This is a genomic window from Dactylosporangium sp. NPDC000521 (genome assembly GCF_042898305.1).
Lineage (GTDB): Bacteria > Actinomycetota > Actinomycetes > Mycobacteriales > Micromonosporaceae > Dactylosporangium.
Window position 1 is genome coordinate 88,147 of record NZ_JBIAYW010000002.1, and the last position, 23,308, is coordinate 111,454.

Consider the following 23,308-nt stretch of genomic DNA (forward strand, 5'->3'; position numbering starts at 1 on the left):
CGGCAGGTCGGTCTGTGTGCCAGCGGGACAAGCGGTGCCGCTGTGCCGCCGTCGCGGTGGGACAGTGACGTGCCGTTGCGCCGGCAGGTCGGTCTGTGTGCCAGCGGGACAAGCGGTGCCGCTGTGCCGCCGTCGCGGTGGGACAGTGACGTGCCGTTGCGCCGGCAGGTCGGTCTTTGTGCCAGCGGGACAATCGCCGTATCGCCGAGCATGCTGGGCCGGTCGCCGTGCTGACCGGGTCGCCGGGCGGAGCTGGCGCAGTCCGCTCGATCCTCCGCGGCTCGCCCGCCGCATGCGCGGTCAGCCAGGACGTGTCCACACCGGAGCCGCGCGTCGAGGGGGTCGGTCCCGTCGGGCGCCGCCGTGCGTTCAGGGCATGCCGCTTCCCAGCGATGCGTCCGGCGGCGCTGCGTGGGTCGGGGGTGTGAGGGTGGTCAGCCAGAGGCGCCGCCGGTGTAGTTCCAGGAAGCGAGGCGCAGCGCCGGGGCGGACGCGCCCGACTCCGACCAAGGGCCCGGCAGCTCGACGGCGCGCGGGCCGACGCCCAGCACGGCGCCGGGGGCCAGGGCCTGCGGGTAGGACTGGGTGAAGCGGAAGTTGCGCACCGGGGTGGTCACCACGCCGTCCTCGATGAGCCAGACGCCGTTGCGCGTCAGGCCGGTGACGACCAGGGTGCGCGGGTCCAGGACGCGGGTGTAGTGGTTGTCGGTCACCAGCAGGCCGCGCTCCACGCCGGCGACCAGCGCCGCCACGCCCGAGTCGGCGGCCGGGCCGTCGACCTCGACCGGTGCGGGTCCGTCGTGGGCGAGCAGCCGCAGGCTCGAGGGCACCGCGCCGAAGCTGGCCCCGCCCGGGATCGCGTGGCCCGTGGAGGTGGCGCCCGCGCCCGCCTTCGCGGCCGTGCGCCGGTCGTGCACCAGCGCGGTCGACACGCCGGCGTCGACCAGGACGATCCGCTGCCGCGGGGTGCCCTCCACGTCGAACGGCAGCACCGTCGAGTCGGCCGCCGTCGCGTCCTCGACCAGCGTCACCGCGGGGTCGAACTGGGCCGCGCCCAGCTCCAGGAACGACTGGCGGTCCTGCACCATCTTGGCGTTGAAGCCATACATCCCGAGGAACTGCAGCACGTCGGCGACCGCCGTCGGCTCCAGCACCACCTCATACCGCCCCGGCGGCAGCTCCACCGGGTCGACGCCGGCCCTGGCCTTCGCCGCCGCGCGGGCGCCCAGGACCGCGCCGTCGAGGTCGGCGAGGCGCACCGACGCGAGCCGGGCCAGGCCGTCGGACGTCGCGGTCCGCGCGATGCCGTCCATCGCCGCGCCCGTCCTGCCGCCCGTGACGTGCTGGCCGGCGGAGTTGGCGTAGACGACCCGGGTCGACGACGTGCGGCAATACCCCGCCGCCTCCAGCCCGGCCGCCTCGTCCACGAACGCCCGCACCCTCGCCGCCCGGTCGTCCGGCGACGCGGCCGCGGTCGCCTCGTCGACGTTGCCGCCGAAGGCGGCGGGTGCCGGCGGGGCCAGGCCCGGCCAGGTCGGGTCGGCCGGCGCGAGCCGCATCCCCGCCACCGTGCGCTGGACGAAGTCCTCGATGCCGTCGACGACCGTGCTGGTCGCCGTCGCGGTCCGCCCGTCGGCGTGCAGCCTGAGCCGCACCTCCGTGGTCTCGTCGGCGACGTTCTGGTGGATGTAGGAATTGGCGAACCTGGTCAGCGCCACCGCCGACCGCCCTACCAGCACCTCGGCCTCGATGCCGTCGCCGACCAGCTTCAGGATCCGCTCGGCGAGATCGGTCTCGCTCATCCCCTGACCCCCACCCGCACGTTTTGGAACCGGGCCGCCGAGGCCGGATGGCCCGTGTGCCCGATCTGGCCCGGCTGGCCCTTGCCACAGTTGGGCGTGCCCCACGCCGTCGTCTCCGAGCCCAGCATGTCCATCGAGCCCCAGAACTTCGGCCCGATGCCCGTGTAGGTCGGGTTGCGCAGCATCCGCCCGAGCTTGCCGTCCTTGATCTCCCAGCCGACCTCGCAGCCGAACTGGAAGTTGAGCCGCTTGTCGTCGATCGACCAGGACCGGTTGAGGTCCATCAGCACGCCGTCGGCGGTCTCGGCGATCATCTCCTCGAGGGTGTGCGGCCCCGGGGTCAGCCCGACATTCGTCATGCGCACCATCGGCAACCGCGCCCAGCCGTCGGCCCGCACGCTGCCCGCATAGTCCAGGCCCGCCACCGCCGCCGACTCCCGGCCGGCCAGGGTGCCCACCCAGATCCCGTCGCGGACCGCGTGCCGCGGCTGCGCCGGGGTCCCCTCGTCGTCATAGCCGAACGAGCCGAGCGCACCCGGGATCGTCGGGTCGATCGTGATGTTCATGAGCTCGGAGCCATAGCGCAGCCGGCCGAGCTGTGCCAGGTCGAGCCAGCTCGTCCCCGCGAACGCCGCCTCCCACCCCAGGATCCGGTCCAGCTCGATCGCGTGCCCCACCGACTCGTGGATCTGCAACGCCATCTGCTCGCTGCCCAGGATCAGCGTCGTCTCGCCGGCCGGGCACTGCGGCGCCGACAGCAGCGCCCGCGCCTCCTCGGCGATCCGGGCGGCGTGCGCCGTCAGGTCGAGCTCGTCGACCAGCTCCCAGCCCCTCGTCCCATACTGCCCGCGATACGACGGATAGGACCTGCGCTGCGTCTCCCCGTCGCCGATCACCGTCGCGGAGATGCCCGCCCCCGACTCGCGGATGTGCTGGTCGATGCGGTGCCCCTGCGACGACACGAACCACTTGCGCGTGTCCCAGATCTGATACAGCCCCTCGGCGATGTCGGCGCCGCTCTTGTGCGCCTCCGCCGTCGCGCCGGTCAGCAGGTCACCCTTCGTCGACAGCGCCACACCCAGCGGGTCGACCTCGCACGCGCTCGCCCACGAGTCGGTGCGCGCCTCGATCTCCACCAGGTCGACCGGCGGCCCGGGCACCGACGCCGACGCCCGCGCGATCGCCGTGGCCCGCTCACCGGCCCGCCGCGCGGCGTCGCGCCCCAGGTCGGGCAGGGCGAAGAACCCCCAGCTCGACCCGACCAGCGCCCGCACGCCGACGCCGGCGTCCTCGGACTGGCTCAGGTCCTCGATCGCGCCGTTACGCGCGCTCATCGACTCGGACCGCCGGTGCATCACACGCGCGTCGGCATACCGGGCCCCGGCCGCGAGGGCCGCTTCAACCGCCGCACTTGCCACGTCGAAGTGGGTCATGGTTGGACACTACCGACCCGCTCCGACATTTTTCGGGCCCGGAACGAAAGCGCTTATCCGATCAGGTCGTTGATCTGGCCGGCGAGGCCGATGTCCCTGCTGGTCACGCCGCCCTCGCTGTGGGTGATCAGGCGGAAGGTCACCGTCCGCCAGCGGATGTCGATGTCGGGATGGTGGTCGGCCTGCTCGGCCAGGTGGGCGACCTCGGCCACCAGCCGGATGCCGTCGAGGAACGTCGCGGCCTTCACCGAGCGTTCGATGCCGGAAGCGTCACCGGACCAGCCGTCGAGCTGGGTGAGGGCGCTGGTCACCTCGTCATTGCCGAGAACCGCGGTCATGCCGGAAACGCTACGCCTGCCGTACAAAGAGAGCATGTCGATCGCCGCTGTCACCCGCGAATTACTCGTGCGCTACCTCGACCTGTGGGTGCCGGGGGCGGTGCACTCGCCGCACGGGGCGACGTTCCTGCACGCGTCGGCGACGGGCCTGGACGGTGACGTCGCGGAGGCGGCGTTGCGGGCCTGCGCCGAGTTCGGGGACCGGCTGTCCAGGCGGCGGCTCACCCTCCTGTACGTGACGCCGGAAGCCGCAGGCCTGGAGCGCCGGCTCGACTCCGTACAACGTGAACTGCAGACACCGGCGGAACTGTCGGTGCACGTCATGTCCGGCGACGTGGCGATGCTGCTGAAGGCGCTCGGCGCGGGGTCCGGCCCGCTGCTGTCCATGATCGACGGGATCGACCCGGCGGCCGTCGCGAAGGGCAAGCCCGCCGAGGTGATCACGGTGGACGTGCCGCGGGACCGGTTGCGGGACTTCGACCTCACCACCGCGGTGACGCTCGTCGCCGAGCGGGAGGACCAGCGGGAGGACCAGCGGGAGGGCCAGCGGGAGGAGCGCACGATCGCCTTCGGCACGCGGTCGGCGAAGAGCCTGGAGGCGTTCAAGGACGAGATGTGGGCCCTCGACGAGTACGCCGGCGTCCGGTACCGCGACCCCAGCGACCCCGAGGGTCACCTCATGGACATCACCTTCGACCCGAACCCGGGCGCACTGCGGCGCGAGCTCCTGACGCACCTGCGAAGCGGCGACAAGTCGGTCACCGAGCTGAAGCGGTTCGCCCTCACGGAGACGGTGTACCGCGCCGCCGACGCCGTCAAGGTGGTCACCGCGCTGCTGCAGAGCGGCGCGGTGACCAGGGAACCGGAAGGGGGCCGCCTCGGCGGCGACGTCAGGATACGGATCGCCGGATGAAGTCCAGCTCGATGCGCAGCAGCTTCTCCGCCAGCCCGCCCGCGGCCATGTGCGTCGCGCCGGTCAGCGGGATCATCGAGTGCGGCCGGCCCGCGGCGAGCAGCGCCGCCGACAGGCGCAGCGTGTGCGCGGCGACCACGTTGTCGTCGACGAGGCCGTGCACGAGCAGCATCGGCCGGGCGTCCTCCGGGCGCACCGGCGGCTCGGCAGCCAGCTCCACCAGCGAGTTGTGGCTGTACACCTCGGGCGCGTCCGCGGGCAGCCCCAGATACCGCTCCGTGTACGCGGTGTCGTACAGCGCCCAGTCGGTGACCGGTGCGCCGACGACCGCGCAGCGGTAGACGTCCGGGCGGCGCAGCACCGCCAGCGCGGACAGCCAGCCGCCGAACGACCAGCCGCGGATCGCGACCCGGTCCAGATCCAGGTCGGGGTGCTTCTCCGCGAGCGCCTGCAGGGCATCGGCCTGGTCGGTGAGGATGACGTCGGAGAAGCGCCGGTGGATCGCCTTCTCGAACGTCGGTGACACGCCGGGGGTGCCCCGGTTGTCGATCGTGACGACGGCGAACCCGGCGTCGGCCCACCACTGCTTCTCCAGCCAGCGGGCCCGCGCCGCGACGACCTCCTGGTGGCCCGGTCCGCCGTAGATCGCCACGAGGACCGGCAGCTTCCGCCCGGCGACGTGCCCGCGCGGGTAGAGCACGGCGGCGGGCAGCCTCCGGTCGGTGACCCGCTCCAGCACCGGCCTCGGTGCGAAGGGTGGTGTCGCGGCGAGCGACGCGATGGTGCCGATCTCCGCGTCGTCGTGGTGGATGGTGTACTGCCAGCCGGCGTGCTCCAGGGTCTGCGACCCGATCACCACCGTGCGGACGGCCGCGTGCGCGACGTGCCAGCCTGGCTCGGAGGTGAGCCGCTGCGCCTGCGCCCCGGCGTGGGAGATCGGGACGCGGAACACGTGCTGCTCGCTCGGCTCGCCCTCGCTCGCCTCGACGACGAGGTCACCGGCGAGACGGCCGGCGACGCGCCGCACGTACAGGTCGGGCGGGGTCAGCAGGCTGCCGTCGGCGAACAGGCAGCGCGCGTCGTAGCCGTCGTGCGCGAGCTCGCCGCCGACGAGGACCCGGCCGTCGGCCAGGTGCTGCGGGGTGCCGGGGACCGGCTCGACCCAGCGCGGGTCGGCGAGCTCGGCGTGCACCTGTGTCTCACCGGTCCGCGGGTCGACCGCGATCACCAGGCCGTGCTGCTGCAGGCGGCGCAGCACCGTGAGCAGCGGGCCGCCCTGCTCGGTCCAGGAGGCCTCGACCAGGTACGGGTACGTCTCCCGGTCCCAGTGCACGTCCACCCAGCCGCCGTCCAGGTCCAGCACGTGCAGGGTGACCTGCGCGTTGGTCGCGCCGGCGTGCGGGTACGCCACCGTCGTCGGCGGCTGCTCCGGCTGCGACGGATCGTGCAGGTGCCAGCGCGGCACCCGCGACTCGTCGACCCGGGTGGTCAGGATGCTGCGGCCGTCCGGCGACCACCAGTAGCCCCGGAAGCGGTGGAACTCCTCCGCGCCGATGAACTCCGCGAGGCCCCAGGTCACCCCCTCCTCGCCGGCCAGCACCGCGTCGGTCCCGTCGGGCTCGATGACGCGGAGTGCGCCGCCCGTCACGTACGCCACCCGGTGCCCCGCCGGATCCGGTCGCGGATCGACGGCGGGCCCGGCCGTGTGCAGCTCCGTGAGGTCCCCGGTCAGCAGGTCCACCCGGAAGAGGCGGCCTCCGAGCGGGAAGACGGCCATCACGCCGGCGTTGTCCATGGCGTACGAGCCGATGCCGCCCGCCGACAGCCGCAGCCGCTCGCGCAGGGCCCGCTCCGCGGGCGGAAGATCGGCTTCGACGCTCAGGAGGACGGCGGGGTCGGCGAGGAGCCGCTCCGCCCTGGTCGCCACGTCGAACACCCACAGGGCGTCGCGGCTGTCCTCAGGCCCCGACGAGCGCAGGAACACCACCCGCGCCCCGTCCGAGGTCACCGTCACGGCGCGTGGGGCGCCGTAAGAGAAGCGTCGGGTGCGCGCGGCCAACTCGGGATAGTCCACCCCGGAATGTTTACCTGAAGCGGCCGGATTGTCATGCTCAACCGGGGCCGCGCCGCGGGGGAAGTGTCATACGCACGTCGTAGAGTTGGCGCTGTGAGTGCTCGGAGCATCCTTTTCGTCCATGCGCACCCCGACGACGAGTCGATGGGGACCGGCGCGACGATGGCCCACTATGCGGCCGCCGGCGCGCACGTCACCCTGATCACCTGCACGCTCGGTGAGGAGGGCGAGATCCACCGGCCCGAGTTCGCCGGGCTCGCCGCGGGTGCGGCCGACCAGCTCGGCGGCTATCGCATCGCGGAGCTGGAGGAGGCGTGCCGCCGGCTCGGGGTCACCGACCACCGGTTCCTCGGCGGCGCCGGGCGCTATCGCGACTCCGGGATGATGGGCACCCCGCAGAATGAGCACCCCCGCGCGTTCTGGGGCGCCGACCTCGACGTGGCCGCGACCGAGTTGCTGGAGGTGATCCGCGAGGTCCGCCCGCAGGTCGCCGTCACCTATGACCCCAATGGCTTCTATGGCCACCCCGACCACATCCAGGCGCACCGGGTGCTGATGCGGGCCGTCGAGCTGGCCGACGCCGAGGGCATCGCGCCCGCGAAGGTCTACTGGACCGCCGTGCCGCGCAGCGTCCTGGAGGCCGGCATGCAGGAGTTCCGCGACTCGTCGGACAACCCGTTCGCCGACGTGGAGAAGCCGGAGGACCTGCCCTTCGGCACCGCCGACCACGAGATCGCGGCCCGCCTCGACGGGCACGAGTTCGCCGAGGAGAAGACCGCGGCGCTGCGCGCCCACGCGACGCAGATCCCGCCGACGTCGTGGCTGTTCGCGATCGCGGGCAACTTCGGGGCCGAGTTCATGGGCGTGGAGTATTACCGGCTCGCCCGTGGCGTGAAGGGCCCCGGCGTGGGGCCGTATGGCTGGGAAGAGGACCTCTTCGCGGGCCTGGACCTCGAGGCGCCCGCCTCGCAGCTGGAGACCGCGGCGTCGTGACGAAGCGGAAGGCGGTGACCGCACCGCGCGCCGGCCGGTCCGGCGCCGCGCGGGCAGACCTGTCCAAGCCGGCGAGCGCCGATGCCGCCGCGACCGCCGGGAGCGGTCCGGCGGGCGACGGTGCCCCGGTGGCCGGAAGCGGCGCGGCGGGCGACGGTGCCCCAGTGGTCGGGGACGGTCCGGCGGGCGACGGTGCCCCGGTGGTCGGGGACGGTCCGGCGGTGGGTGGTGGACCCGTGCTCGGCAAGGGCCCGGCGACGGGCGACGACGCTGCGAGCGGCGGCGACGGCTCCGCGGAGCCGCCGGCCACGCCTGATCCTGCCGCGACCGGCGGGGCGGAGCCCTACGCGCCGGACAGCGGGTTCGCCGTGCCCGGCGACGACAGCGCGCCGGAGCCCGAGGCCGCCGGCGGGTCGCTCGACACCGTGATCGCGGTCGGCGGGCTGGTCGTCGCGGTGCTGCTGGCGCTGGCGCTGGCGGTGTTCGAGGCGTTCCTGGCGCCGTTGCGGGTGTCCGACCTCGGGCTGTCCGGCACCGGGAAGAACAACATGCGGGTCCCGCTCGCGCTGGTGCTGGCGCTGGTGACGAACCCGATGCTCGTGTGGTTCGCGTTCACGACGACGGGCCGGCGGTTCGCGCCGCTGCTGCCGGCGGGCGCCTGGTGCGTCGTGTGGATCTTGGCAGCGGGCCGCACCACCGAGGGCGACCTGCTCATCACCGCCGACAACTGGTTGGGGCTGCTGACGCTGTTCGCGGGCTCGATGGCGTTCGCGATCAGCATCTACGTCATGGTGCTCCGGCAGCGGGTCGCGGCCTCAGCGAACTCCAAGGCAACGCATCTTGCGCCACAGAGCGTGAAACAGGTAGACACGTTCCCGCACCGTCCGTGACCCTCGGCGGCGCACGGGGAGCGAGCATCAGCGGAGGCTTGTGATGAAGGAGCGGTGGCTGCCGGTCGGCCTCATCGCGGGGGCACTCTTCCTCGTCAACGTCGCCGCGCGGCTGGTCGTGCGGTTCGCCGCCGGTGGCGACGACGACAAGCAGATCACCATCGGCCTGTGGGCACTGTTCGCGGTCGGCGCCGTGATGATCCCCGTCGCGTTCTGGTACGGCCGCCGCCACCCCATGCTCCGCCTCGTGGCCGACCTGGGCATCGCCGTGGTGTCCGCCTGCGTGCTCGCGGTGCTGATCGGGCCGTTCGTGTCGGGCGCCACCCCGTTCGGCGACGGCGTCGGCCTCGTCTTCCGCCAGTTCTTCTACTTCGTGGGCCTCTCCGCCATCGGCACGGTCCTGGGCGTGCTCGCGCTGATGACGCTCGGCTGGGACTACCGGTCGCAGTCGTGGAAGCGGTACATCGACCGCGCCGGCACCAAGCCCCGCCGCGTCGTCCGTCGCTAGCCACCCCACCCGCCCGGGCCCGTAGCCGACGCGTCACGAGGTCGCGGACGTCGCGCGGCGCCGCCGACTGAAGGGTGGCGATCGTCCGTCCGCGGTCTGTGTGATCGAAGGACGATGCTGGCCGCCCGGACGGCCACTACGCGACTTCGATCATGAAGGCCGCGCAACGACCGACCGCCAGGAAGACCAGGACCGTGGGCGGCGTCGGCGGTCAGGGCGATGGGCACTGGTTGTGAAAAGCCAGTGACAGTGTGGAAGCACCGGAGGCGCCCTCGACGGCGCTGGACCATGCGAGGACGACGGCCGGGAACATCACCGCGATCACGCCACCTGGCACCCGGCCCCCAGTATGGGCGGAAGACGCACTCTCCCTCCGCGTACGGACATCACCACCGGGACAGCGAACGCCGATCTCTCAGCCGAGAACCCTCATCACCGTGATCGAAGGACAGCCTTGGCCGTCCGGACGACCACCAGACGACTTCGATCTTCGAAGGCCACGACCATGACAGCCACCAGGCGACCGGCCCGCGGGGACAGCGTCAGCCGGTGGGCAGGACCCGTGTCTGGTAGACGTGGTGCGTGGTGAAGCCGAGCTTCTCGTACAGGGCGACCGCCCCCGTGTTGCGCTGCTCCACCTGCAGGTAGGCGTCGGTGGCGCCGGTTGCCGCGGCCCAGGTGAGCAGGGTGCCGATGACGCGGCGGGCGAGGCCCTGGCGCCGGGCGCGTTCGTCGGTGCCGATCAGGGACAGGCCCAGCCAGCGGCCCTCGGGGTCGGCGACGCAGCCCCGGCCGGTGGCGAGCAGTGCGCCGGCGGGGTCGCGCAGTGAGGCGAACCGGACGGCCGGCACGCCGGTGAGGACGTCGCGGGCGGAGGGGGGCAGCGGGCCCTTCCGGCCGGCGACGGCGGTCAGCCACTCGTCGGATGGTGAGGCGTCGAGCGTCACCTGTGGATCGGCGGCGGCCGGCAGGTCGGCGAGGCGGGCGGTCATGAGCAGCGTCAGCGGCATCGGGGTCCAGCCCCGGCGGTCGAGCTCGTCGTCGATGCGCTGGAAGAGCGGCAGCGGGACGCTCATCGCCGGGGGGAGGTGGCGCCGCTCGTACCAGCGCGACACCGCGTCGACGGCGTCGGGCAGCGGCAGGTCGGGGTCGCCGACGGGCAGAGCCGAGTTGCCGCGCATGGTCCAGCCGTCGGTGGCGCGCAGGAGCCAGTCGCCGAGTTGGTCGCGCTCGCCCGCGGGCCAGCCGGCCGCGGCGGCGACCTCCAGGGACTCGGTGGGGGTGAGGCGGCGCCGGTCGGGCACGGTCTTGGCCCTGTGGATCTCAGCGAGTGGAACGCGGATGGCGCCGGTCCGTGCACGCACTGTGAGATGCGTCTCGGTGATCTCGACGAGGCGGCCCAGAATGTCCGAGTAGAGGGGTCGATCGCCGCGCTGTCCCACGATGCGGCGCACGACGACCCGACTTCCCACATGCTGTGGACCGAGCACGCTGCACCTCCAGATCGGCGGGATACTAGGCTCGTACCGCCGCGGTAGGGATGCGGCGGGGTTCGCCAACCACGTTGGCAGCCTCAGGTGCGAAAGAGGGCGACCCGTGACATACATCATCGCCGAACCTTGCGTGGACCTGCTCGACAAGGCGTGCATCGAGGAGTGCCCTGTCGACTGCATCTACGAGGGCAACCGCATGCTCTACATCCACCCGGATGAGTGCGTCGACTGTGGTGCCTGCGAGCCGGTGTGCCCGGTCGAGGCGATCTTCTACGAGGACGACGTCCCGGAGAAGTGGAAGGACTTCGTCGGCGCGAACTACTCGTTCTTCGACGAGCTGGGCTCGCCCGGTGGCGCGTCGAAGGTCGGCAAGGTCGAGAAGGACGCGACGTTCGTCGCGAGCCTGCCGCCGCAGGAGCACGACCACTGACCGGCATCGTCTCGCCCATGGGAAGTCCTAGAAGTCTCGCTGCGGGGCTTCCGGACTTCCCGTGGGACCGCTTGGAGCCGGCCAAGGCCAAGGCTGCCGACCACCCCGGCGGCCTCGTCGACCTGTCGATCGGCACGCCCGTCGACCCGGTTCCCGCGGCGATTCGTGCTGCCCTGGCGGAGGCGTCGGACTCGCCCGGCTATCCGCTGACCGCCGGCACCCCGCAGCTGCGGGCCGCGATCCGTGCCTGGGTGACCCGCTGGTGCGCGCCGGCCGGTGACGGCTTCGGCGTGCTGCCGACGATCGGCTCGAAGGAGCTGGTCGCGTGGCTGCCGACGCTGCTCGGGCTCGGCCCCGGCGACACCGTGGTCATCCCGCCGGTCTGCTACCCGACGTATGAGGTCGGCGTGCAGCTCACCGGCGCGACCGTGGTGCGCTCCGACTCGCTGACGGCGCTCGGCCCGGCGCGGGTCCGCCTCGTGTGGGTCAACTCGCCGTCCAACCCGACAGGGCGCGTCCTGCCCGCCGCCCACCTGCGCAAGGTCGTCGACTGGGCCCGCGAGCGCGGCGCCGTCGTGGCCAGCGACGAGTGCTACCTGCCGCTGCCGTGGGAGGCCGAGCCGGTCTCGATCCTGTCGGTCTGCGACGGCCGCTTCGACAACGTCCTGGCGGTGCACTCGCTGTCGAAGCGCTCGAACCTGGCCGGGTACCGCGCGGGCTTCGTCGCCGGCGATCCCGCCCTGGTCGACGAGCTGCTGGCCGTCCGCAAGCACGCCGGCATGATCGTCCCCGCCCCGGTCCAGGCGGCGATGGTGGCCGCCCTCGGCGACGAGGCACACGTCCAGGATCAGCGCGACCGCTATGCGGCCCGCCGGGCCACCCTGCGGGCGGCCTTCACCGATGCGGGGTTCACCGTCGAGCACTCCGAGGCCGGCCTGTACCTGTGGCTGACCCGCGACGAGGACTCCTGGGACACGGTGGCCTGGCTGGCGGAGCGCGGCATCCTGGCCGCGCCCGGCGCGTTCTACGGCCCGGAGGGCAGCCGCCACGTCCGGGTCGCGCTGACCGCGAGCGACGAGCGCATCGCCGAAGCGGCGAAGCGCCTGCGGTAGAGGCCGAATCCCATGATCCGGTAGAGAAGTTGTCGCCAGAGCAGCGATTTCTCTACCGGATCATGGGAAATGAGGCGTCAGTTGGCGTGCAGTGCGGCGTTCAGCTCGATGCCGCGGCCCGCCCGCTCGCGGACCTCGAGGCGGCCCGAGACCGAGTTGCGGATGAACAGCAGGTTGGGCACGCCGGACAGCTCGCGCGCCTTCACCACCCGGCCGTCGGGCAGGGTGAGCTTCGAGCCGGCGGTGATGTAGCAGCCCGCCTCCACGACGCAGTCGTCGCCGAGCGAGATGCCGATGCCCGCGTTGGCGCCCAGCAGGCACCGCTCTCCCAGCCGGATCACCTCTTTGCCGCCGCCGGAGAGCGTGCCCATGATCGAGGAGCCGCCGCCGACGTCGGTGCCGTCGCCGACCACGACGCCCGCGGAGATGCGGCCCTCCACCATCGAGGTGCCCAGGGTGCCCGCGTTGAAGTTGACGAAGCCCTCGTGCATGACGGTCGTGCCGGGAGCGAGGTGGGCGCCCAGGCGCACCCGGTCGGCGTCGGCGATGCGGACGCCGGACGGGGTGACGTAGTCCACCATCCGTGGGAACTTGTCGATGCCGAAGACGTTGAGCCGGCGACCGCTCGCCAGGCGCAGCTCGTCGACCTGCTCGGGCAGGACCGGGCCGGCCGAGGTCCAAGCGACGTTGGCGAGCAGCCCGAACTGCCCGTCGAGGTTGGCCTGGTGCGGCTGGATCAGGCGGTGCGAGAGCAGGTGCAGGCGCAGGTAGACGTCAGCGGTGGAGGCGGGCGCGTCGCCGAGCGAGCCGATCTCTACCCGCACCACCTCGATGGACAGCGAGGGCAGCGGCGCGTCCCCGGTGGCGCTCAGCGACGGCGGCGAGGAAGGCAGCGCGCCGAGGCCGAGGTGACCGGTGGGGAACCAGGCGTCCAGGACCTGGCCCGAGGAGGCCACGGTGGCCAGGCCAAGCCCCCAGGCAGGGGAGTCGATGTAGGCGGTCGTCACGTGACCGAACGCTACCGCATCTAAGGTATGGACATGCTCACGCGTGACGTGCTCGAAGATCCGGTCGCCCTGACCCGCGCCCTCGTCGACATCGAGTCGGTGTCCGGCGACGAGGCGGAGATCGCCGACCAGGTCCAGCAGGCACTCAGCGGCACGGCCCTGAAGGTGGAGCGCTTCGGCCACACGATCGTCGCGCGCACGGAGCTGGGCCGGCCGGAGCGCGTCGTGCTCGCCGGGCACCTCGACACGGTCCCGCTCAACGACAACTGGCCGTCACGCACCGAGGGCGGCCTCATGCACGGCTGCGGCACCTCGGACATGAAGTCGGGCACGGCGATCGCGCTGCACCTCGCGGTCACCGAACGGGACCCCCGCCACGACGTCACCTACGTCTTCTACGAGTGCGAGGAGGTCGACTCGGCGCGCAACGGACTGAGGATCCTCGCCGACAAGCGGCCTGAGCTGCTGACCGACGCGTCGTTCGCGCTGCTGCTGGAGCCGACGCACGGCCTGGTCGAGGCGGGCTGCCAGGGCACGCTGCGGGTCCTCGCCCGCACCAGCGGCCGGCGCGCGCACTCGGCCCGCTCCTGGCTCGGCGACAACGCGATCCACAAGGCCGCACCGATCCTGCGGAGCCTGCAGGTATACGAGCCGCGCACGGTCGTCATCGACGGCTGCGAGTTCCGTGAGGGGCTGAACGCGGTCAGGATCGGCGGCGGTGTCGCGGGCAACGTGATCCCCGACGAGTGCGTGGTCGAGGTCAACTTCCGGTTCGCGCCCGACCGCTCCGAGGAGCAGGCCGCCGCCCATGTACGAGAGGTGCTCGACGGCTTCGAGCTGGAGATCGTCGACTCGGCGCCGGGCGCGCTGCCGGGGCTGGAGGCGCCGCCCGCCCGCGAGTTCCTCGCCGCGATCGGGCAGCCGCCGCGGGCGAAGCTCGGCTGGACCGACGTGGCCAGGTTCGCGGCCCTCGGCATCCCGGCGCTCAACTACGGCCCCGGCGACCCGAACCTCGCCCACAAGCAGGACGAGCACGTCGAGCTCGACAAGATCGTCGAGGGCGCCGACGTGGTGCGGCGCTGGCTGACGGCCGGCGCCTGAGGGTGCGAGGCCCGCGGCGCCCGTAACCGGCCTCAGCGCTCGTGCGTTGACGGTTCCGGGGGCTCGACCAACGGGCCCATGGCGGCCAGCAGGCGGCGCACCGCGAGCACCTCGCGGATCCGCCGGTTCATCTGCCGCCTGCGACGGTCGTGCTCAGCACGAGTCATACCGGTCACCCCCTACACCCTGCCGTCCGGTATATCGGGAACGACGCGATGAAACCGGCGAACGTTGTCCTCTGCACCCGATTTCTCACTGATGGGCGACGAACGGCCTGATCATCGCGGTGCGGGCGGTCCTGTCACATACGTCCTGCCGTCCGGGTACGGCCACGGGTTCCGCTCGCACCCTTCGAGGCCGAACGTCTGCCGCGCCATCACCGGCGCCGGCGCGCCCTTGCGCGGGCAGACCGCGTGGCCGTTGCCGAGGAAGTGGCCGACCTCGTGGTTGACGACCATGTCCCGGTAGTCGCCGAGCACCGGGTACCAGGCGACGCCGAGCTGCCACCGCTTCAGGTTGATGATCACGTCGCGCCCGCCGCGGCAGGAGACCTCGCCGCCGGTGCGCACGCCCCGCCTCGCGCACATCGAGTCGGTCGTGGCGGGGGTCGCCAGGTGCACGGTCAACTCGCTCGGCTGCCCGCCTGGCACCCGCTGGAAGGAGACCCGGCCGCCGGCGATCCAGCTTCTCGAGTCGCCCAGCGTCGCGTGTACCGCCGCCGCGAACTCCTCCGGATCGACCCCTGACCCCTGTTCGGTGGCGACCGTGTACCGCACCAGCCGCCCGGCGCCGCCGGCCCGCTCGCCCGCGACGGCGCTGTAGCCGAACGTCCCGGTGCCGCGCGCCGGGACCGCGGTGACCACCGGTGACGGCGTCGGCGTCGGTGTGGGCGGCGGCGTGGGCGACGGCGTGGGCGACGGTTCCGTCGAGGCGGACGGCTCGAGCGAGGGCGGAGCCGATGCCGGCGGTGTCGCCAGGGTGCTGTCCGGCACGGCGGCCGTGCCCAGCCCGTACCAGATCGCGCCGACGCCGGCGGTGATCGCGACCGCCAGCGCGACAACCAGCCCTCGCCGATGCCCCATGGCTGCATTGCATCATGACATCCACGTACGGTGGGGACCATGACCGAGGGTAGGACCAGTCAGCCGCGCGAGCGGCACCGCGGACCGGTGACGCTGCGCCGCGACTCGATTCCGCCGAGCACCGCCGACCAGCGGCTGCTCGACTCGCACCTGCGCGGCGAGTGGAAGACGAAGGACGCGTGGCGGGCGCTGCGGATCCTCAGCGAGTTCGTCGAGGGCTTCGACACCCTCGCCGACCTGCCGCCGTCGGTGAGCGTCTTCGGCTCGGCCCGCAGCAAGCCCGGCAGCCCCGAGTATCAGCTCGGCGAGAAGCTCGGGGCGGCGCTCGCCCGGGCGAACTATGCGGTCATCACCGGCGGCGGCCCCGGCGTCATGGAGGCGGCCAACAAGGGCGCCACGGAGGCCGGCGGGCTGTCGGTGGGCCTGGGCATCGAGCTGCCGTTCGAGCAGGGCCTCAACGAATGGGTCGACCTCGGCATCGACTTCCGCTACTTCTTCGCCCGCAAGACGATGTTCGTCAAGTACGCGCAGGCGTTCGTCGTGCTGCCCGGCGGCTTCGGCACCCTCGACGAGCTGTTCGAGGCCGTGACGCTCGTGCAGACGAAGAAGGTCACCCGCTTCCCGGTGGTGCTGATGGGCATCAGCTACTGGCAGGGGCTGGTCGACTGGCTGCGCGACACCATGCAGGCCGACGGCAAGATCGGCCCCGAGGACCTGGGCCTGCTGTACCTCACCGACGACGTCGACGAGGCCGTCCAGTACATCGTGGACGCCGGATCCGAGGAGATCGAGGTGGCGTCCGCCCGCCGGACCGCGCGCGAGGCGAGCGCCTGATGGCGGCGATCGGTGTGTTCTGCGCCTCCTCGCAGCGGCTCGACCAGCGCTGGCTCGACCTCGCCCACCAGCTCGGCGTCGAGATCGGCCGGCGCGGCCACGAGCTGGTCTCCGGCGGCGGCTGCGTCGGCATGATGGGCGCCGTCGCCGACGGCACCCGCGACGGCGGCGGCCGCACGTACGGTGTCATCCCGCAGGCCCTCGTGGACCTGGAGGTCGCCGACACGAAGTCCGACGAGCTCGTCGTCACCGACGGCATGGCGTCGCGCAAGACGCTGATGATCGAGAAGTCGGACGCGTTCGTGGTCCTGCCCGGCGGGCTCGGCACCCTCGACGAGCTGTTCGAGGTGTGGACGACCGCCATGCTCGACCTGCACCGCAAGCCGGTGCTGCTGTTCGACGCCGACGGCTTCTACGCCGGCCTGCTCGACTGGCTGCGCGGCCTCGCCGCCCAGGAGTTCGTCCGCCCGTCGGCGCTGTCGATGCTGCTGATCTCCCGGGACGTGCCGGAGTCACTCGACCTGCTGGAGGCGAGCCTCCTCGGAGGAATTGTCGGACGGTCGTGATTGCATAGCGGCGTGACCACGACCGCTGCCCCCCGCCGTGCCTTCCGTCTGGTGCGGCGCCCCGCTCCGGCGGCGGTCGCGATCGAGGCCGACCCGTGGCAGCGGCTCGTCGTGGAGCACACGGCCGGGCCGCTGCTCGTCGTCGGCGGCCCCGGCACCGGCAAGACGACCACGCTCGTCGAGGCCGTCGCCGCGCGGGTCGCCGAAGGGGTCGAGCCCGACAGGATCCTGGTGCTGACGTTCGGCCGGCGCGGCGCGGTGCGGCTGCGGGACACGATCGAGGCGCGGCTGGGCCGCGCGGCGGGGCTGCGGACCACCGCCGAGCCGATGGTCCGCACGTTCCACGGCTATGCGTTCGGGCTGCTGCGCCGCGCCGCCGTCGAGCGTGGTGAGCCGTCGCCGCGGCTGCTCACCGGCCCCGAGCAGGACCTCGTCATCCGCGAGCTGCTGCAGGACTCGCGGGCGCCGTGGCCCGAGGCGCTGTGCGGCGCGCTCGGCACCCGCGCGTTCGCGACCGAGCTGCGCGACCTGCTGCTGCGCGCCGTCGAGCGGGGCGTCGGCCCGCAGGGGCTGGCCCGGCTCGCGGTCGTGCACCAGCGCCCCGACTGGGCCGCCGCGGCCGCGTTCTTCGAGGAGTATCTGCAGGTCCTCGCCCTGCGCGACGCGGCCGGCCGGGGCGCCGTCGCCTATGACTACGCGGAGCTGGTGCGGGCCGCGGCGGGGCTGCTGGCCGACCAGCCCGACCTCCTCGCCGCCGAGCGGCGCAGGATCGAGTGCGTCTACCTCGACGAGCTGCCCGACACCGACCCCGCCCAGATCGAGCTGCTCGACCTGATCGCGGGCTCGGGCGCGCACCTCGTCGCGTTCGCCGACCCCGACTCGTCGACGTTCGCGTTCCGCGGCGCCGACCCGGGGATCGTCGGCGACTTCCCCGACCGGTTCCGCACCGCCGGCGGGCGGCCCGCGCCGCAGGTGATCCTGCCCAGCTCGCGCCGGCTCGGCGACGGGCTGCTCGCGCCGACCCGGCGGATCGCGTCGCGGCTGCGGGGCCCGTCCCGGCACCGGCTGCTGGAGGCGTCCCGCCCAGGCGGCACGGTGGAGACCGCGACGTTCGGCTCCGAGACGACGGAGGCGGCGTTCCTGGCGCACCGGCTCCGCGAGGCGCACCTGCTGCGCGGCGTGCCGTGGTCGCGGATGGCGGTCGTGGTGCGCTCCACCGCCCGGCAGCTCGCGCCGCTGCAGCGGGCCCTGCACTCGGCGGGCGTGCCGACCGTCACCGAGGCCGAGGACCTGCCGCTGCACCTGCAGCCGGCGATCGCGCCGCTGCTGCTGCTCCTGCGCTGCGCCCTGGACGCCGACCGGCTCGACGAGGACGCCGCGATCGCGCTGCTGCACTCGCCGCTCGGCGGCGCCGACCCGCTCGCCGAGCGGCGCCTCCGGCAGGGCCTGCGCGCCCTCGCGCTCGCCGCCGGCGACCGGCGCCCGTCCGGGGTCCTGCTCCTGCAGGCGCTGCGCGACCCGGGGGAGCTCGACGCGGTCGAGCGGCGGTGGGCGGCACCGGCCCGCACCGTCGGGCAGCTGCTGCGGGCCGTCCGCGACGCCGCGGCCCGGCCCGGCGCCACCGCCGAGGAGGTGCTGTGGACCGCCTGGCAGGGCAGCGGCCTCGCCGACCGGTGGACGGCGCTGAGCTCCCGCGGCGGCCACCGTGGCGCCGCCGCCGACCGTGACCTCGACGCCGTCGTGTCGCTGTTCGACGCGGCGGCCCGCTTCACCGACCGGCTCCCCGGCGCCGGCATCGCCGTCTTCCTCGACCACGTCGAGGGGCAGGACCTGCCCGCCGACTCGCTCGCCCCGTCCGCCGACCGCGGCGACGCCGTCCGCATCCTGACCGCGCACGCCGCGAAGGGCCTCGAGTGGGACGTCGTCGCCGTCGCCGGCGTGCAGGAGGGTGTCTGGCCAGACCTGCGGCTGCGCGGCAGCGTGCTCGGCTCGGAGCTGCTCGTCGAGGTCCTCGCCGGCCGCACCATGGAGACGATCGGCAGGCTGTCGGCGCTGCTCGACGAGGAGCGCCGCCTCTTCTACGTCGCCGTCAGCCGGGCCCGCGAGCAGGTCCTCGTCACCGCGGTCGCCTCCGGCGACGGCGAGGAGCAGCCGAGCCGCTTCCTGCTGGAGCTGGCCGGTGTGGACGCGGATGCCGACCCTGAGGGCGCCACCGTGTTCGAGCCGCCCCGGGCGCTGACCCTGCCGACGCTCGTCGCCGAGCTGCGGGTCGCCCTGATCGACCCCGATGCCTCCGCCGGCCGCCACGCCGCGGCCGCCGCGATCCTCGCCCGGCTCGCCGCCGAGGGGGTGCCCGGCGCCGACCCCGACAGCTGGTGGGGGCTGCCGCCGCTGTCCGACGACCGCCCCCTCGTCGACCCCGGCGAGCCGGTGACCGTCACCCCGTCGACCGTGGAGAGCGTCGACCGCTGCAGCCTGCGCTGGCTCCTGGAGCGGCACGGCGGGAAGCTGGCCCCGTCGCCGGAGCAGTCGATCGGCAACCTCGTGCACGCCGCCGCGATGCTCGCCTCCGACGCCACCGCCGACCGGGCCCAGCTCGTCGCCTATGTCGCCGACCGGTTCGACGCGATCGAGCTCTCCGCGCGCTGGCTCGCCGGCCGCGAGCGCGACCGCGCCGAGACCATGCTCGACAAGCTCATCGGCTGGCTCGCCGGCAACCCGCGCCGCCTCGTCGCGATCGAGCAGGACTTCCTCGTCGAGCTCGCCGACCCCGACGCCCCGGTCGAGATCAAGGGCCGCGTCGACCGGCTCGAGCTCGACGAGCAGGGCCGCCTCGTCGTCGTCGACCTCAAGACCGGCAAGTCCATCCCCGCCAACGCCAACCTCGCCGAGCACCCGCAGCTCGCGGCCTATCAGGCGGCGATCGAGCTGGGCGCCTTCGAGGAGTCCACCGTCTCCGGCGGCGCCACCCTGGTGCAGCTCGGCGGCGAGACCAATGCCGCCCGTGAGCAGGTCCAGCCCCCGCTCGGCGAGTCCGGCGACCCCAACTGGGCCCAGGCGCTGGTCCGTAAGACCGCCCAGACCATGGCGGCCTCGACCTTCAGCGCCGTCGTCAACAACAAGTGCCGGGTCTGCCCGGTCAAGACCTCCTGCCCCGTCTCGGGCAAGGGCAGGCACGTCACATGACCCAGACCGAGGACCAGAGCACCCAGAGCACCCAGAGCACCCAGAGCGCCCAGAGCACCAGCGCCGCGCGGGTGAGCTTCCCGCCGGTCGAGCTGGCGAAGCTGCTCAGGCAGCCGGCGCCGACGGCACAGCAGGCGGCGGTGATAGCGGCGCCGGTGGAGCCGCTGCTCGTCGTGGCGGGCGCCGGGTCGGGCAAGACGGAGACGATGGCGGCGCGGGTGGTGTGGCTCGTCGCCAACGGGCACGTGCGCCCGGAGCAGATCCTGGGGCTCACGTTCACCAGGAAGGCGGCCGGCGAGCTGTCGCACCGGATCCGGCAGCGGCTCGGGCAGCTGGTGCGGCGGCTCGGGCGCGACGACCTGATCGCGGGGGAGCCGACCGTCGCCACGTACCACTCGTATGCGGCGCGGGTGGTCCGCGAGCACGGTGTCCGGGCCGGCTTCGAGCCGAGCACGCGGCTGCTCACCGAGGCCGCGTGCTGGCAGCTCGCCGACGCGGTCGTCCGCGGGTATGACGGCGACATGACGGCGGTCGCGTCGGCGCCGTCGACCGTGGTGGACGCGGTGCTGCACCTGGCCGGGGACCTCGCCGAGCACCTGCGGGAGCCGGAGGACGTCGCCGCGTGGACCGGCCGGTTCTTCGCCGAGGTGGGCGCCAAGACCGGCAAGATGGCCAAGCCGGTCCGTGACGTGCTGTCCCGGCAGCAGGCCCGGCTGCAGCTGCTGCCGCTGATCCGGCAGTACCAGGAGAAGAAGGCACTGCTGGAGGCGATGGACTTCGGCGACCAGCTGTCCAGGGCGGCCCGCGTCGCGCTCGCGCACCCCGAGGTCGGCGCCGTCGAGCGGGACCGCTTCCGGGTGGTGCTGCTCGACGAGTACCAGGACACCAGCCACGCGCAGGTGGTGCTGCTGCGGTCGCTGTTCGGCGGCGGCCACCCGGTGACCGCCGTCGGCGACCCCTGCCAGTCGATCTACGGCTGGCGTGGCGCGTCCGCGGGCACCCTGGAGCGGTTCCCGGCCGAGTTCCCGACCGCGGCCGGCGATGCCGCCGGCGAGCTCACGCTGACCACCAGCTGGCGCAACCGGCCCGAGATCCTCGACGTCGCCAACACGATCTCCGCGCCGCTGCGGGCGCACGGGGCCCGCGTCGCCGAGCTCGCCCCGGCCGACGTGCTCGCCGAGCCGGCGTCGACGGCGACCGTCCACTGCGCGCTGCTCGACACGTATGCCGGCGAGGCCGCCTGGATCGCCGACCGGATCGTCGCGTCGTGGCGGCTCGCGGCGAAGGTCGCGCCGGACACGTTCCCGCTCGACATCCCCGTCGACGACCGGCCGACGACGGCGGTGCTGGTGCGCACCCGCGCGCAGATCCCCGCGCTGGAGAACGCGCTGCGCTCCCGCGGCCTGCCGGTCGAGGTCGTCGGGCTCGGCGGCCTGCTCGACACGCCCGAGGTCCGCGACGTCGTCAGCGTCCTGCGGGTCCTCGCCGACCCCGCCGAGGGCGCCGCGCTGCTGCGCATCCTGACCGGCCCCCGGTGGCGGATCGGGCCGCGTGACCTCGTCGCCCTGTACCGCCGTGCCCGCGCCGTCGCCGCCGCGCGCCGGGCCGGGCCGGAGGACGACGAGCCGGCCCTCGCCGACCGGCTCGACGAGGCGGTCCTGGTCGAGGCGCTCGACGACCTCGGCGACCCGGCCGCGTATTCGGAGCCCGGGTTCGCCCGCTTCGCGGCGCTCGGCGCGGAGCTGCGCCGCCTGCGCCGGCGCCTCGACCAGCCGCTGCCGGACCTCGTCGCCGACATCGAGCGCGCCACCGGCCTCGACGTCGAGGTCGCCGCCCGGCCCGGCGACGCCGGCCTGGCCCGCGGGCACCTCGACGCGTTCAGCAACATCGCGGCCCGCTTCGCCGGCGAGTCGGAGGGCGCGACGCTCAGCGCGTTCCTGGCGTTCCTCGCCGCCGCGGAAAACGAGGAGCGCGGCCTCGCGCCCGGCGAGGTCGAGGTCTTCTCCGGCGCGGTGCAGATCCTGACCGCGCACGCCGCCAAGGGGCTCGAGTGGGACGTGGTGTCGGTCGCCGGCCTCTGCGCCGACGTGTTCCCCGGCCCGAGCAACGCCGGCGACCACTGGCTGCGCGGCCTCGGCGTCCTGCCCTTCCCGCTGCGCGGCGACAGCGACGGCCTGCCGGTGCTGGACCTCTCGGCGGCCGCGGACATCAAGGGCGTCGTGCGCCGGCTGGAGGCGTTCACCGACGACTGGCGCCACCACGACGTGCGCGAGGAGCGGCGCCTGGCCTACGTGGCGGTCACCCGACCCCGCCGGCTGCTGCTGGCCAGCGGCTACTGGTGGGGCGACGGCGTCAAGCGGGCCCGCGGGCCGTCGATCTTCCTCGACGAGATCCGGGAGCGGTGCGTGGCCGGCGCCGGCCTGGTCGACGTCTGGACCGACGCGCCGGCCCCCGACGCGCAGAACCCGACGGCCGAGCAGGTCCCGAGCGCCAGCTGGCCCGCCGACCCCCTCGGCTCCCGCCGGCCGCTGCTGGAGGCGGCAGCCGCGATGGTGCGAGCCGCGACCGCCGCTCTCGCCGCGTCACCGGCGGCGCCGGCCACCGCGTCGGACAGGACGGACGCAGCGGCGGCCTCGGCGCCGGTGTCGGCAGCACCGGCCTTCGCGTCGGATGGGGACGCCGAGCACCCGGCCGGGACGGCCGTCGTGGACGAAGGGGCGGCCTCGGCGCCGGTGTCGGCAGCACCGGCCTTCGCGTCGGATGGGGACGCCGAGCACCCGACCGTCGGGGCCGCTACGGGGGTCGGGGAGGCGTCAGTCGTACCGATGCCGCAAACGCTGGAAGAGGGGTCATGGCAGCGCTGGTCGGCGGAGGCGGACCTGCTGCTGGCGGAGCGGGCCCGCATCACCCCACAGCTCAACGCGCCGGTCGAGGTCGCGCTGCCCGGGCACCTGTCGGTGTCGCAGCTCGTGGCGCTGCGCCGCGACCCGCAGCGGCTGGCCCGGACGCTGCGCCGGCCGCTGCCGTCGCGCCCGGACCCGTACGCGCGGCGGGGCACCGCGTTCCACCACTGGCTGGAGCAGCGGTTCAAGGCGGAGCGGCTGCTCGACCTCGACGAGCTGCCCGGCGCCGCCGACGAGGGCGCCGCGCCCGACGAGGCCCTCGCGGACCTGCAGGCCAGGTTCCTGGCGGGGGAGTGGGCCGACCGGGTGCCGCTGGACGTGGAGGTGCCGTTCGCCTCCGTCATCGCCGGGGTGGTGGTCCGCGGGCGGATGGACGCGGTCTACGCGTACCCCGACGGCCGCTTCGACGTCGTGGACTGGAAGACGGGCGCCCAGCCCACCGGCGCCGACGCGACCGCCGCGGCGGTGCAGCTCGCCGCGTACCGCCTGGCCTGGTCGGAGCTGCGCGGCGTGCCGCTGGAGCAGGTCGGCGCCGCGTTCTTCTACGTCCGCGAGGGGGTGACGGTCCGCCCGGCCGACCTGCTCGACACCGACGGTCTGCTGGCCTTGATCGCGACCCTGCCCGCGTCCGGTCTCTAGCGTC

General features: G+C 73.7%; 18 protein-coding genes. 11 read left to right on the forward strand and 7 right to left on the reverse strand.

Annotated features, from left to right (window positions below; genetic code table 11):
• Nucleotides 1-434: 434 nt before the first annotated feature.
• Genes ACFY3L_RS06245 through ACFY3L_RS06255 form a run of 3 tightly spaced genes read right to left on the reverse strand, consistent with a single transcriptional unit; the run spans nt 435 to nt 3,573 of the window.
• Nucleotides 435-1,802: a TldD/PmbA family protein gene (locus ACFY3L_RS06245; protein WP_389319309.1), complete on the reverse strand. Its 1,368-nt coding sequence runs from the start codon at nt 1,800-1,802 to the stop codon at nt 435-437.
• Nucleotides 1,799-3,235, reverse strand: a complete 1,437-nt coding sequence (locus ACFY3L_RS06250) for a TldD/PmbA family protein (protein WP_389319311.1) — start codon at nt 3,233-3,235, stop codon at nt 1,799-1,801. The genes ACFY3L_RS06245 and ACFY3L_RS06250 overlap by 4 nt, the downstream gene beginning before the upstream one ends.
• Nucleotides 3,236-3,288: 53 nt before the next feature.
• Nucleotides 3,289-3,573: a 4a-hydroxytetrahydrobiopterin dehydratase gene (locus ACFY3L_RS06255; RefSeq protein WP_389319313.1), complete on the reverse strand. Its 285-nt coding sequence runs from the start codon at nt 3,571-3,573 to the stop codon at nt 3,289-3,291.
• A 34-nt stretch (nt 3,574-3,607) separates the two neighbouring features.
• Here ACFY3L_RS06255 and ACFY3L_RS06260 point away from each other — a divergent pair, with 34 nt between their 5' ends.
• Entirely contained in the window at nt 3,608-4,486 is an 879-nt protein-coding gene (locus ACFY3L_RS06260) for a hypothetical protein (RefSeq protein ID WP_389319315.1), read from the forward strand.
• Here the strand turns inward: ACFY3L_RS06260 and ACFY3L_RS06265 are convergent.
• The gene (locus tag ACFY3L_RS06265) at nt 4,464-6,560 is read right to left on the reverse strand and encodes a prolyl oligopeptidase family serine peptidase (RefSeq protein ID WP_389319317.1); all 2,097 of its coding nucleotides are present in this window, start codon (nt 6,558-6,560) and stop codon (nt 4,464-4,466) included. The genes ACFY3L_RS06260 and ACFY3L_RS06265 overlap by 23 nt on opposite strands.
• Nucleotides 6,561-6,704: 144 nt before the next feature.
• Here ACFY3L_RS06265 and mshB point away from each other — a divergent pair, with 144 nt between their 5' ends.
• From mshB to ACFY3L_RS06280, 3 genes are read left to right on the forward strand one after another with little or no spacing between them, the layout of a single operon-like run.
• Nucleotides 6,705-7,553 (forward strand): N-acetyl-1-D-myo-inositol-2-amino-2-deoxy-alpha-D-glucopyranoside deacetylase, encoded by an 849-nt coding sequence (gene mshB, locus ACFY3L_RS06270; RefSeq protein WP_389321056.1) that lies wholly within the window; start codon nt 6,705-6,707, stop codon nt 7,551-7,553.
• Nucleotides 7,550-8,443, forward strand: coding sequence for a hypothetical protein (locus ACFY3L_RS06275; RefSeq protein WP_389319318.1), 894 nt, complete (start codon nt 7,550-7,552; stop codon nt 8,441-8,443). The genes mshB and ACFY3L_RS06275 overlap by 4 nt, the downstream gene beginning before the upstream one ends.
• A 43-nt stretch (nt 8,444-8,486) precedes the next feature.
• Entirely contained in the window at nt 8,487-8,951 is a 465-nt protein-coding gene (locus tag ACFY3L_RS06280) for a hypothetical protein (RefSeq protein WP_389319320.1), read from the forward strand.
• Between the two features lie 542 nt (nt 8,952-9,493).
• Here ACFY3L_RS06280 and ACFY3L_RS06285 read toward each other — a convergent pair.
• The gene (locus ACFY3L_RS06285; protein ID WP_389319322.1) at nt 9,494-10,441 is read right to left on the reverse strand and encodes a GNAT family N-acetyltransferase; all 948 of its coding nucleotides are present in this window, start codon (nt 10,439-10,441) and stop codon (nt 9,494-9,496) included.
• A 106-nt stretch (nt 10,442-10,547) separates the two neighbouring features.
• Here ACFY3L_RS06285 and fdxA point away from each other — a divergent pair, with 106 nt between their 5' ends.
• Both fdxA and dapC read left to right on the forward strand, forming a co-directional pair.
• Nucleotides 10,548-10,874, forward strand: a complete 327-nt coding sequence (fdxA, locus tag ACFY3L_RS06290; protein WP_389319324.1) for a ferredoxin — start codon at nt 10,548-10,550, stop codon at nt 10,872-10,874.
• A gap of 17 nt (nt 10,875-10,891) precedes the next feature.
• A complete protein-coding gene (dapC, locus tag ACFY3L_RS06295; protein ID WP_389319326.1) occupies nt 10,892-11,986 on the forward strand; it encodes a succinyldiaminopimelate transaminase in 1,095 nt (364 codons plus the stop codon).
• Between the two features lie 77 nt (nt 11,987-12,063).
• Here the strand turns inward: dapC and dapD are convergent, their stop codons facing one another.
• Nucleotides 12,064-12,993, reverse strand: a complete 930-nt coding sequence (gene dapD, locus ACFY3L_RS06300; protein WP_389319327.1) for a 2,3,4,5-tetrahydropyridine-2,6-dicarboxylate N-succinyltransferase — start codon at nt 12,991-12,993, stop codon at nt 12,064-12,066.
• Nucleotides 12,994-13,026: 33 nt separating this feature from the next.
• Between dapD and dapE the strand changes: the two genes are divergently transcribed.
• Nucleotides 13,027-14,094, forward strand: coding sequence for a succinyl-diaminopimelate desuccinylase (gene dapE, locus ACFY3L_RS06305; RefSeq protein WP_389319329.1), 1,068 nt, complete (start codon nt 13,027-13,029; stop codon nt 14,092-14,094).
• A gap of 278 nt (nt 14,095-14,372) precedes the next feature.
• Here dapE and ACFY3L_RS06310 read toward each other — a convergent pair whose 3' ends face one another.
• Nucleotides 14,373-15,176 carry a DUF3152 domain-containing protein gene (locus ACFY3L_RS06310; RefSeq protein WP_389319330.1) on the reverse strand — a complete coding sequence of 268 codons (804 nt, stop codon included), beginning with the start codon at nt 15,174-15,176 and terminating at the stop codon, nt 14,373-14,375.
• Nucleotides 15,177-15,215: 39 nt separating this feature from the next.
• On the opposite strand from ACFY3L_RS06310, the gene ACFY3L_RS06315 reads away from it, so the two are divergent.
• Genes ACFY3L_RS06315 through ACFY3L_RS06330 form a run of 4 tightly spaced genes read left to right on the forward strand, consistent with a single transcriptional unit; the run spans nt 15,216 to nt 23,304 of the window.
• Complete coding sequence (locus ACFY3L_RS06315; RefSeq protein ID WP_389319332.1) at nt 15,216-16,010, forward strand: TIGR00730 family Rossman fold protein; 795 nt, start codon at nt 15,216-15,218, stop codon at nt 16,008-16,010.
• Nucleotides 16,010-16,576, forward strand: a complete 567-nt coding sequence (locus ACFY3L_RS06320) for a TIGR00730 family Rossman fold protein (protein ID WP_389319334.1) — start codon at nt 16,010-16,012, stop codon at nt 16,574-16,576. Before ACFY3L_RS06315 ends, ACFY3L_RS06320 begins: the two co-directional genes overlap by 1 nt.
• A 51-nt stretch (nt 16,577-16,627) precedes the next feature.
• Nucleotides 16,628-19,762: an ATP-dependent helicase gene (locus ACFY3L_RS06325; RefSeq protein WP_389321059.1), complete on the forward strand. Its 3,135-nt coding sequence runs from the start codon at nt 16,628-16,630 to the stop codon at nt 19,760-19,762.
• Nucleotides 19,759-23,304: an ATP-dependent helicase gene (locus ACFY3L_RS06330; RefSeq protein WP_389319336.1), complete on the forward strand. Its 3,546-nt coding sequence runs from the start codon at nt 19,759-19,761 to the stop codon at nt 23,302-23,304. Before ACFY3L_RS06325 ends, ACFY3L_RS06330 begins: the two co-directional genes overlap by 4 nt.
• Nucleotides 23,305-23,308: the final 4 nt, after the last annotated feature.